Annotated in this window: 7 protein-coding genes; 5 read left to right on the top strand and 2 right to left on the bottom strand. The window is 42.7% G+C overall.

Annotation, left to right across the window (positions count from 1 at the left end; genetic code table 11):
* The 3 genes from CRJ00_RS02565 to CRJ00_RS02575 all read left to right on the top strand — a co-directional run bounded on the left by CRJ00_RS02565 (position 1) and on the right by CRJ00_RS02575 (position 4,716).
* Entirely contained in the window at positions 1-1,056 is a 1,056-nt protein-coding gene (locus CRJ00_RS02565) for an efflux RND transporter periplasmic adaptor subunit (protein WP_099365337.1), read from the top strand.
* 15 nt (positions 1,057-1,071) lie between these two features.
* Complete coding sequence (locus CRJ00_RS02570; RefSeq protein WP_099365338.1) at positions 1,072-4,137, top strand: efflux RND transporter permease subunit; 3,066 nt, start codon at positions 1,072-1,074, stop codon at positions 4,135-4,137.
* Between the two features lie 72 nt (positions 4,138-4,209).
* A complete protein-coding gene (locus CRJ00_RS02575; protein WP_099365339.1) occupies positions 4,210-4,716 on the top strand; it encodes a PepSY-like domain-containing protein in 507 nt (168 codons plus the stop codon).
* Between the two features lie 432 nt (positions 4,717-5,148).
* Here CRJ00_RS02575 and CRJ00_RS02580 read toward each other — a convergent pair whose 3' ends face one another.
* Positions 5,149-7,764, bottom strand: coding sequence for a valine--tRNA ligase (locus CRJ00_RS02580; RefSeq protein ID WP_099365340.1), 2,616 nt, complete (start codon positions 7,762-7,764; stop codon positions 5,149-5,151).
* A gap of 171 nt (positions 7,765-7,935) precedes the next feature.
* Between CRJ00_RS02580 and CRJ00_RS02585 the strand changes: the two genes are divergently transcribed.
* Complete coding sequence (locus CRJ00_RS02585; protein WP_099365341.1) at positions 7,936-9,813, top strand: LTA synthase family protein; 1,878 nt, start codon at positions 7,936-7,938, stop codon at positions 9,811-9,813.
* A gap of 1 nt (position 9,814) precedes the next feature.
* Positions 9,815-11,743, top strand: a complete 1,929-nt coding sequence (locus CRJ00_RS02590) for an LTA synthase family protein (RefSeq protein WP_099365342.1) — start codon at positions 9,815-9,817, stop codon at positions 11,741-11,743.
* Between the two features lie 8 nt (positions 11,744-11,751).
* Here CRJ00_RS02590 and CRJ00_RS02595 read toward each other — a convergent pair whose 3' ends face one another.
* Positions 11,752-12,342, bottom strand: coding sequence for a hypothetical protein (locus tag CRJ00_RS02595; protein WP_099365343.1), 591 nt, complete (start codon positions 12,340-12,342; stop codon positions 11,752-11,754).
* Between the last annotated feature and the right edge of the window lie 203 nt (positions 12,343-12,545).

The following is a 12,545-nucleotide window of genomic DNA, read 5'->3' on the forward strand; positions in this document are numbered from 1 at the left end:
ATGAAAACCTTATATACAGCTCTTATAGCAAGTACAAGTTTGATGCTTTTTGTGGGATGTGGACCTTCGGAACGGAAATCCGCATTACCCGTACAGGATACCATTCCCGTTAAATTAATCAGTTTACAGGCCTCCGGTGGGGTCAATGAAATTGAAGCAACGGGCGTTTTCAGCACCGATGATGAAACCATTCTGGGTTTTAAGAATGGCGGGGTGATCTCGCGTATTCTGGTGAAAGAAGGAGATCCGGTCCGGAAAGGGCAGTTATTGGCCTCCGTCCATAGCTCGGAGGTGGATGCACGTGCAGGTCAGGTTAACCTGTCGGTCGAGAAGGCAAGGCGAGATTATGAACGCGCCAGCAAATTATACCGTGATAGCGTCGCTACGTTGGAGCAATTACAGAACGCCAAAACAGCGTTGGATGTAGCCTTGCAGGATGTGAAATCGGTGGGTTTCAATCAACAATATTCCAATATCTATTCACCCGTTTCGGGCTATGTACTGTCAAAGCTGGCGAATGATGGGCAGGTTGTAGGTCCTGGAACACCGGTTTTACAGGTCAATGGCGCAAGCAATGCTAATTGGAAACTGAAGGTAGGCGTAGGAGATCAGCAATGGGCGCAGATCAAGATCGGGGATCAAGCAAAGATCAGTACCGATGCGATGCCCAATGACACCTTGGCGGCGGTGGTTTCCAAGAAATCGGAAGGATTGGATCCGCAATCCGGTACTTTCACCATCTTCTTGGAGCTGCGGGAAAAGCCAGCCTATAAATTGGCATCGGGGATATTTGGCCGTTCGGTTATTCAATCTGTTCAGCCTTCCAAAGAACCTTATTGGAGGATTCCATACAGCGCCCTACTGGATGCCGATGGGCAGGACGGCTATGTGTTTGTCACCTTTGATGGTAAAAAAGCAAAAAAGCAGCCAGTGAAAATCGCCAGAATGGAAAAGGATGAAGTGCTGATCAGTTCTGGCCTTGAGGGAGCTCAAGGATTGATCGTTGCTGGGAGTGCATATCTTCAGGATGGATCACCTATCCAAATTCGTAAATAATCAAAAGCAAAGATCATGAGTTTAATAAAATATCCGATTCGGAATTATCAATTCACCCTGATCATGGTTCTGATGATTATGGTGGTTGCGGTGAGTTCGATCCTGACCATGCCCCGTGCAGAGGACCCGGACATGAAAGCGGTTAGTTTTCCCATAATTGTTATCCATCCGGGAACCAATCCAAAGGATATGGAGCAATTGATTGTAAAACCTTTGGAAACGCGGTTCTATTCCTTGGACAATGTTAAGAATATCAAAACTTCGATTAGCAATTCTGTAGCTTCCTTTTTTGTGGAGTTTGAGTACGGGGAGGGCTATGATGAAAAGTACCAAGAATTGGTGCGGGAGTTGAATGCCGCTCGGCCAAGTCTGCCGGACAATATTTACAGTATGGAGGTGATGAAGATCGATCCTACGAATGTAAGTGTGGTGCAGATGGCTTTGATATCCGAGAGTGCCTCCCTCAGCAAAATGAAGGAATTATCCGACAAGCTGAAGCAGGAACTCGAGAAGGTGAAGGCCTTAAAAAATGTGGAAGTTTCCGGATTAGCCGATCAACAGGTTCGAATCGATATCGATCAGGCTAAATTAGCGGAATTAAAGATCCCTTTGAACCGCGTGATTCAGGCGGTGCAGACGGAGAACCAGAATATTCCAGCCGGAAGTATAAAGGCCGGCACGCAAACCTATAGCGTAAAAACATCGGGAAATTACCAGGCTATAGAAGATATTTCCAACACGATCATTGCGAGTAATGGCGGTAAGAATATCATGCTTCGGGAGGTGGCAAATGTATATCCGACCTTCGCGAGCGCTAGCCATAAGACCCGTTTGAATGGGTTCCATTGTTTATTGATCAATGCGGCCCAGAAGGAGGGGATGAACATTTCCGACACCCAAAAAGAATATTTGGCTGTTCTGGCAAAATTTAAGGAGAGCCTACCGAAAGATGTGGATCTGCAGTTGAATTTTGATCAGGCCGAGAATGTGAATAAACGGCTGAGCGGCTTGGGGATTGATTTTGCCATTGCCATCACCTTGGTGTTGATCACCTTGCTACCTTTAGGCATTAGGGCATCAGCAGTGGTTATGATTGCTATCCCGCTTTCTTTGGGGCTTGGGGTTATTGCCATGAATTCCTTTGGCTATTCCCTCAACCAATTGAGTATTGTAGGATTTGTTGTAGCCTTGGGTCTGGTGGTGGATGATAGTATTGTGGTGGTGGAAAATATTGAACGATGGATGCGGGAAGGGTATAGCCGATTTGAAGCCTCCATCAAAGGGACCGAGCAGATTGCTTTGGCGGTTGTTGGCTGTACGGTGACCTTGGTGATTGCATTTATGCCATTGGTGTTCATGCCGGAAATGGCGGGGGAATTTATTCGGAGTATGCCTATTGCCGTGATTTCATCGGTGGTGGGCTCCATGTTGATCGCGTTATTGGTGGTGCCTTTCTTGGCGAGTAAACTTTTGAAACCGCATGAACATGAGGGAGGAAATGCTATCCTAAGGGGGATGCAGAACATTATCCATAAAAGCTACGGGGTTTTCCTGGACAAAGCCTTGAAGCATCCGGGACGCACAACCTTGATTGCTTTGGCGATTTTTCTGGGATCTTTGGCGCTGATTCCGGTGGTAGGCTTTAGCCTCTTTCCGCCTTCGGAGAAGCCGCAGTTCATGATCCACATCAATACGACCTTGCAGGCAAACATACAGCAAACGGATAGTATAACCAAGCAAATCGAGGCGGAATTGAAGCGGATCCCTTCGGTCAAGTATTTTACGAGTAACGTAGGGAAGGGGAATCCGCGGGTGTATTACAACATGCAACAAGGGAGTGAGGATCAGGCCTATGCGGATATTTTTGTTCAATTGCATGAGGATGTAAAGTATAAGGAAAAATTGGCGCTGATTGAATCTTTTCGGGCGAAATGGACACCTTATCTGGATGCTAAGATCGAGGTGAGGGATTTCGAACAGGGGGTGCCGGTAATTTCTCCGGTGGAGGTAAGGATATTTGGGGAAAACCTGGATACGCTTCAGGCCTTATCCTATCGGGTAGAGGAATTGTTGAAGAATACCGCGGGTTCGGAATATGTCAATAACCCGATCAAAAACAATAAAACGGATATTAGGGTTGATATCAATAAAGAGAAGGCGATGGCTTTAGGTGTGCCAACTTCTTCTATCGACCAGACCATCCGTATTGCATTGGCGGGGTATTCGGTTGGAACTTATACGGATCCTAATTCGGATGATAATGAGTATGATATTCTAGTGACCGTGCCTCGGGGTAAGGAAGCTGATTTAAGTACATTGGAGCAGGTTTTTGTGGATAATGTAGCGGGTACTTCCATTCCTTTATCGCAGTTGGCAAGCTTTAGCTTTGAAGTTTCCCCGGCCAATATTTACCATCAGGATAAGATTCGGATGGTCGCCGTGAATTCTTTTGTTGCAAAAGGGTTTGGAAATGATGAGGTGATCAACGATGTGATCAAGCAGATGGATGAGTTTCCTTTTCCAGCTGGATACAGCTATGAAATGGGGGGCGAGGTGGAAAGCCGGGAAATGGCCTTCGGAGGATTTGGGACCATCATTATGATTACCGTTTTTATGTTTATTGCGGTGTTGATATTGGAATTCAAAACGTTTAAAAGTACCTTGATTGTCTTGTCGGTGATTCCTTTGGGAATTGTTGGGGCGGTAATAGCCTTGTTGGTTACTGGAAATACCTTGTCTTTTGTGGCTACGATCGGAATAGTTGCCTTGGCCGGGATAGAGGTGAAGAATACCATTCTTTTGGTTGATTTTACCAATCAGTTGCGAAGGGAAGGGGTGGAGTTGAACGAGGCGATCGAAAAGGCAGGGGAGTTAAGGTTTTTGCCTATCATCCTGACATCGCTTACGGCTATTGGTGGATTGTTGCCCATTGCATGGTCTTCAAATCCGTTGATTTCTCCATTGGCTATTGTGATGATTGGTGGTTTGATCAGTTCGACATTATTATCGCGGGTAGTGACTCCGGTGGTGTATAAATTGATTCCACCAAAGATTGATGTAGAATCGGAGAAAACAATTTAGGGGTTACTGTGTTCTATGGATAAGAAATCTTATTCTATGTTAAAGAATAAGAGGTAATTAAAGAAAAAAAAGATGAAGTTACTTAGTGTTTTAGGATTCGCATTATTGATGATATCCTGTAATAATCAGAATAGACAAGAGACAGTTACTACTACAGATCCGGCGGGTAATGTGGAAACAAAACCTGTAAACAGCAATGCTGCTGCAATGGATAACGGAGAGATTCCAGACGCGGCTAAAAAATTCATTGAGGAGCATTTTGGGACAACAGCTATTAGCAAAACCGAAAAGAAAGGGGTAGCTGATGCAGATGGTACTTTATATGAGGTTAAGTTGGCCGATGGAACAGAATTGGATTTTGATGCGGATGGTAATTGGATGGAGATTAGCGTAGAGGATCAGAAGAATGTTCCTTTATCTGCAATACCGACAGCTATTCAGGATTATTTAAAGACTAATCATGGAAATGTAGCTGTTCATATGATTGATAAGGAACCTACTGGTTATGAATTGGAATTGGCGAATGATGTGGATCTTTATTTTGATTTGAATGGGAAGTTTGTTCGGGAAGAGAAGTAGGTTTTTGGAGGGACAAGAAATTAGATTGTTGAAAGATTTTAGATTGTTGAAAGAATAAAAATTGGATAAGAATAATAGAAATAGCCTCAGTGTTTTGCTGAGGCTATTTTTTTGTTTGCATGTAATTGTTAAACTCTGCGTCATTGCGAGGAGGTACGAGGAAGCAATCTTTGGACTTTGTCACTCTGATCAGTCTTTGTCATTCTGATCAGTCTTTGTCATCCTGATCGGTCTTTGTCATCCTGAGCGTAGTCGAAGGATCTGTACGGGTACTATATTTAGATGCTTCGACTTCGCTCAGCATGACATAGTTGAAAGATTGCTTCGTTCCTCGCAATGACGCAGACCTCGCTCACGAGCTCACGCATTGACGGGGTTTAATAACTACCCCGCACTACCTCACACTACCTCACACTACCTCACTACCTCACACTACCCCAAACTCGCCAAACTCTCTTCCAAGATCTTGATCTTCGCTATCGCGTCATCTTTCTTATTCTGCTCGTTCTGAACAATCTCAGGCTTCGCATTCTGAACAAATCGCTCATTAGAAAGCTTCTTCTCCACAGAAACCAAGAACCCTTTCAAGTACTCAATTTCCTTTCCGATCCGTTCCTTTTCCGCATCCACATCAATATTATTCTCCAGAGCAATATAACACTCATCCTTTCCCGCCAAGAAGCTTACCGCTCCAGTAACCTTCTCCTTCACAAAAGTCAGCTCCTCAATATTCGCTAACTTCTTAATACTATCCTGGTACTTACTATAATCGATATTACTCGCATTGATCGCTAATGGAAGAGCCACTTTCGGCGATATCCCCTTAGAATTCCGGATATTCCTCACCTCTGAAATAATCTGTTGAACCGTAGCAAACTCCTTGATCTGCTCCTCATCAAATCCCTGAGGTTCCGGGAACTCCGCAACAATAATACAATCCTTTTCTTCTCTAATTCCAAAGATCTCATCATGCCACAATTCCTCTGTTAAGAAAGGCATGAACGGATGTGCCAACTTAAGCACTTTTTGGAATAATCCTAATGCCGTATCCAAAGTCTCCCTTTCGATCGGCGATTGATAAGCCGGTTTGATCAGCTCCAAATACCAAGCACAGAAATCATCCCAGATCAATTTATAGGTTGCCATTAAGGCATCTGATAATCTATAGTTTGCAAAATGCTCATTAATCTCAACCAAGGCCTGGTTAAACCTGTTTTCAAACCAAGCAGCAGACATTTTCTGCGCCTTAGTCGCAGGAGCATCCACAACTTCCCATCCTTTTACCAAACGGAACGCATTCCAAATCTTATTGGCAAAATTCCTTCCTTGCTCACAATAGGACACATCAAACATCAAGTCATTTCCTGCAGGAGAGGACAACAACATACCTACGCGAACCCCATCGGTACCATACTGCTCCATCAATTCGATCGGATCAGGTGAGTTACCTAAGGATTTGGACATCTTCCTACCCAATTTATCCCTTACGATACCCGTTAGATACACATTTCTGAAAGGAGGTTTCTGCGTATAATCATGGCCCATAATGATCATTCTCGCCACCCAGAAGAATAAGATTTCAGGCGCGGTTACCAAATCATTGGTTGGGTAATAATATTGGAATTCCGGATTCTTTGGATTACGGACACCATCAAAAACCGATAATGGCCATAAGCCCGATGAAAACCAAGTATCCAATACATCATCTTCCTGCCGGATACCAACCGAAGTTTTTCCCTGTTGCTCGAATTCAGCAATTGCTTCTGCTTCGGTTTTAGCCACAACGAACTCATTTTTCTCATTGAACCATGCGGGGATACGTTGTCCCCACCATAACTGACGGGAGATACACCAATCCTTCACATTTTCCATCCAATGTTTATAGGAAGCAAAGAATTTCTCTGGAATCAATTTAATGGTTCCATCTTCCACATATTCTAGGGCAGGCTTGGAGAGCTCGTCCATTTTCAGGAACCACTGCATGGAAAGCTTTGGTTCGATGGCCGCATCTGTACGTTCCGAAAATCCTACCTGTGATTTGTAATCTTCAATTTTTTCAATCTGACCTGCTTCTTCCAACAGTACAGCCACTTTCTTACGGGCAGCAAAACGATCTTCACCGATCAGGATCTCTGCCTTTTCATTCAAAGTACCATCATCGTTCAAAATATCGATAACTGGCAGATTATGTTTTTGACCCAATTCATAGTCATTCAGATCATGGGCAGGTGTAACCTTTAAACATCCTGTACCAAATTCCATTTCTACATATTCATCCTGGATGATCGGAATTTCACGATTAATCAATGGAACCAATACGGATTTCCCTTGAAGATGGGTATAACGCTCATCGTTCGGGTTGATACAAATAGCCGTATCGGCCATAATCGTTTCAGGACGTGTGGTCGCAATGATCACATATTCCTTACTATCCTTGATGTTATAGCGGATATAATACAATTTCTGGTTCACTTCCTTGCGGATAACTTCCTCATCAGAAAGGGCTGTTTTTCCTTGCGGATCCCAGTTTACCATTCGTACGCCACGATAGATATAGCCTTCCTTGTAGAACTTGATGAAAGTATCCAAAACCGCCTCAGAAAGTTCGGGATCCATGGTGAATTTGGTTCTTTCCCAATCACAGGATGCACCTAACTTCTCCAATTGTTTCAGGATGATGCCACCATACTTCTCTTTCCATTCCCAAGCATATTTCAAGAACTCCTCCCTGGAGATGGATTTCTTATCGATGCCTTTCTCTTTCAACATAGCGACGACTTTAGCCTCTGTAGCGATGGATGCATGGTCAGTTCCAGGTACCCAGCAGGCATTTTTACCTTGCATGCGGGCACGACGGATCAACACATCCTGGATCGTATTATTCAACATGTGGCCCATATGCAATACTCCAGTCACATTCGGTGGAGGCATCACAATTGTATAAGGCTCACGATCGTCTGGTACCGAACGGAAAAATCCATTCGACATCCAGTAAGAATACCACTTCTCTTCGGCTTCTTTGGGACTGTAGGTCTTTGCTATGCTCATTACGTATTAAATAGATTCTAAAAGGATACAAAAATACGCAATAATCGCCGCTTTTCACATGCCTGAGGTATAATTTAATGCATGGAAAGCCTTCCAATTGTAAATTATTGTTAAGAAAGTGTTAGCTAAAGATTATTAAGTGTATTTTTGGCGGTCAAAATAGCAAGACTCATGCAAAGACTTGTCCATGAATTCAATATTTTACTGCGGTATTTTGCCTTTTGGTTAATCATCTGTTTTATCGACAGGGCGGTATTTATTGCTTCATTTTCGGAGAAGATCGGAGAAGGTGGGTTCATGGATGTATTGGAGATTTATTGGCATGGACTATCCCTAGATTTTTCCGTAGCGGCGTACATCTGCGCTATTCCCTTTCTTTTATATTTCCTTTCCTATTTTATTCCCAAGATGAGATGGGGGCTGAAGCCATTACATGTATATACCATGTTGGTCTTAATTCTCTTTTTCCTGACCATGTTTATCAACGTGAATATCTACCGAGAGTGGGGGGATAAGATTTCGAAGCGTGCTGTTGATGCCGTTCTGGAAGATGCCATGGGCGCTTTAGCTTCTGCAGAATCGACGCCAATATTCATTCCGATAATGGGGGTAATTCTTGGGGTAGGACTTTCTTATTGGTTATATACAACGCTGTTCAAGAACTTGCGCTATCGTAATTTCCATAAACCAACCGCTGTTGTGTTGCTGTTTGTTCTTATAGCTGGATTGTTGTTCACTTTTATCCGCGGTGGATATGGTAGAGCACCACTAAACCCTAGCAGGGCCTATTTTTCTTCCGAAGCATTCTATAACCATGCTGCGGTGAATACCCAATATGCCTTGTTGAAAGAATATTTCAGCAGCAATAGAAGAAACCATTCTCCTTATCTCTATTTTGAACCGGAGGAAAGAAAGGAAATATTAAAACCTGTTTTTACCCAAGATCAAGATTCCAGTTTACAGATCTTGACCAATACCCGGCCAAACATTGTTTTATTGGTTCTGGAAAGCTTTACAGCAGATCTGGTTGAATCGCTTGGCGGGGAAAAAGGGGTAAGCCCTAAACTGGAAAAGATAATGCAGCAGGGGGTATCCTTCCAGCATATCTACGCCACTTCCGATCGCTCTGACAAAGGTATCATTGGTATATTCAGTGCTTTTCCGGGACAAGGGCCAGAAAGTATCATCAAATACATCGACAAGCATGAGAACCTCCCGGGAATGGGGCAGGAATTGGATAGCTTAGGTTATCGGTCAGCTTTTTACCATGGTGGGCAATCCGAATTCTACAATATGAAATCCTTTATGTTGGCACATGGGGTGGAAGAGGTTATTGATAACCATAACTTCAATCCTTTGGAAGAACGATCCTCTTGGGGAGTTTATGACCATGTGGTTTTCAAACGGATGTTGAAAGATATCCAAAAAGAAAAACAACCATTTTTCTATAGCTTGTTCACTTTGAACAACCATGAGCCATTCACCTTAAACAACGGCTATAAATTTGGTGATAAATCCAATGCCGACAAATTTCGGAGTACGGCTTATTATACCGATTCCGTTATCATGGACTTCTTGGAACAGGCCAAAAAAACAGCCTGGTATAAAAACACCTTGTTTGTACTGGTCGCTGATCATGGACACCGTTTACCGAGTGAAAAATTTGATATTTCCCACCCCAACAGGTTCCATATTCCGATGGTTTTCTTTGGAGAGGTGATCAAACCTGCCTTTAGAGGGTTAAAGGTGGATAAAATAGGCAATCAAAATGACCTGGTGGCCACACTGTTCAAGCAATTAGGGATACCTGCAGATCGGTACAGATGGAGCCGAGATCTCCTGGATCCCCAAACGCCTTCTATCGCCTTCTACAATTCCAAAAATTCCTTTGGAATCATTCAGCAGGATCAGGAGATTTCCTACGATCATGTAGGAAACTCCATCAATTATATGAAAAACAAAGACTATCCAAAGGCCAAAACCGATAGTCTATTGAATATTGCAAAAGCATATTACCAAGAAGTCTACCAAGACTTTATGAATTATTAACATGATTAAGTTAAACAGCTGGTTTGGACCCTATATCGCTATTAGCCTTCGGATTCTAGCGATGCTTATTATTTATGCCGTTTTACGGTTGGGATTTTACTGGATCAACCTCAGCCAATTTCCTGGGATAAGTACCAGTGAGCTGATGTACATGATGTTTGGGGGGATCCGTTTTGATATTGTGGCGCTTTTCTACATCAATATCCTTTATATTTTGATGTTCGCCTTGCCCATTCCGTTCAAATACCATCCAAAATATCAAAAGATTGGCAAATGGCTTTTTGTAGTCAGCAATTCCATCGGGATTGGATTGAACCTTATCGATTATGCCTATTACCCTTTTACCCTGAAGAGGACAACAGGGACTGTTTTTAGCCAATTCGCTAACGAAGATAACCTTTTGAGGCTCACCATAGATTTTCTGATCGATTACTGGTACCTGCTGATCGTTTTTGTCCTGATCGCCTGGTTGTTGGCGAAAGGGTATGACCTGATCAAATTACAGCGTCCCAAAAAACTGGCTTGGCCATTCTATGCGGTTCAAACGGTAGGTCTACTGCTGGTTGCTTTTTTCTTTATTGGAGGCGTTAGGGGAGGATGGGCGCACAGTACACGACCAATTACCTTGAGTAATGCCGGAGACTATGTCAAATCTCCGGAGGAGATGAACATTGTGCTCAACACCCCTTTTTCCGTTCTGAAAACCCTTAAAGCAGTGACCTATAAGGAGAAAAATTATTTTTCCGAAAAAGACCTGGAAAACATTTATCCAGTTATCCATCAGCCCAAAGATTCCAGCAACTTCAATAAGCTGAATGTGGTTTTCCTGATCCTGGAAAGTTTTGGAAAGGAGCATATTGGTTTTTATAATAAACAATTGGATGGAGGAAACTATAAAGGCTATACCCCCTTTTTGGATTCCTTGATTACCCAGTCGTATACCTTTAACCGTTCCTATGCCAATGGTCGCAAATCCATCGATGCACTACCTTCCGTTATTACAGGAATCCCTTCCATCGGAGAACCATTTGTACTCTCCATCTATTCGGGCAATAAAACAACCAGCATCGCCAAACTTTTAGGCGATAAAGGCTATGAAACCGCTTTCTTCCATGGTGCACCAAACGGTAGCATGGGTTTTTCCGCATATATGCAATTGGCGGGTATCAAAAAGTATTTCGGAAAAACGGAATACAACAACGATGCAGATTTTGATGGGATCTGGGGTATTTGGGATGAACCCTTTATGCAGTACATGGCCAATGAAATGGATAACCTAAAAGAACCTTTCTTCAGCAGTTTCTTTTCCCTATCCTCTCACCATCCCTTTAAAGTCCCTGAACAGTACGAAGGGAAATTTCCGAAAGGAACCTTGGCCCTCCATGAACCGATCGGCTATGCAGATTATTCCCTGAAAAGTTTCTTTGAAACAGCAAAAACAAAACCTTGGTACAACAATACCCTGTTTGTGATCTGTGCTGACCATGCCAGTATGAGTTTTTTCGATGAATACCATACTTTACCCAATTCATTTTCCATTCCTATCATCTTTTATTATCCAGGAGGAGAGCTGAAAGGAATGTCGGATAAATTGGTGCAACAGATCGATATCATGCCTACCGTATTAAATTACCTAGGCTATGACCAGCCCTATTTTTCCTTTGGGTTTGATGCCTTTGTACCGGACACCAACAATTTCCTTATCAGTAACATTGGCGGTGGCTCCTATAATATTTTCAAAGGCGATTATTTCATGACCTATGACAATGATGAGGTAAAATCCTTATACAACCTGCGCCAGGATGCTTTATTGAAGAAGAACTTATTGGGTAAGGAAGCAGCCGTACAGGAAGATATGAAGATTACGGTCCAGGCATTCATCCAACAATACAATTACCGGATGATCCATAATAAACTAACCGCCAAATAGGGGAAAAATTACCAATCCTTTCCAAATCGATACCGTAGGGTAAACTGTTGCTGGTTATCAAAGAAACCATCCGAAATATGGAAGGAAGCAGAAAACTTTCCTTCTATTCTGTCCGTTTGGAAAGGGATCCAACCCAGATCCAGGCGGTTATAGGTATCGCGATGGTAGAAAGGATCTCCTTGAGGTAGGTTCACCGCTTTCCCCAGGTAGAGACTATTCGCCAGGAAAAACCGCTTATAGCCCAGGTAAAGATTAGCTATAAAACCCGGTGATTTCTGCATGTCATACACCGATCTTACGCGGTCGAATCCATAGGTAGCTCCAGCATCCAAAGTCAAGGAATCTAACAGCGTTTTGTCACTCAGATCCAGTCCTAATCTTAACATCACCACCGCATTATCCTGGATATGTTCATCAATACTATCGTTGGATGTCAAGGCATTATGGTATAAGATTCCTTCATTCTGAACATAGAAAATACCTGTCTGGTATTTTCCGGATATCCCTGCAATAGAAACATAGTTCCTCATCAGGATGTCTATAGCCCTTAAAAAGACGTCGTTCGCCTTAAAAGTAATGTCTTTTAAATAATTTAGCATGGTGTTATTAATAGTGCAAATATGATAATTTTTTTGGTTGTACCATATGTTACACCATGAAAAAAGGCTAAGAATACATTTGAGGGCACTGAAAAAGTCTCAACTTTTTAATGAGATTTAAAGAAATGACTGAGTACAAGATTTATCTTACTCGGTCATTTTTGTTCTAAGGATTTCTGAAAATTTGTTTTTTAATGGTTTTA

It is taken from the genome of Sphingobacterium sp. 1.A.4, from assembly GCF_002734245.1.
Lineage (GTDB): Bacteria > Bacteroidota > Bacteroidia > Sphingobacteriales > Sphingobacteriaceae > Sphingobacterium > Sphingobacterium tenebrionis.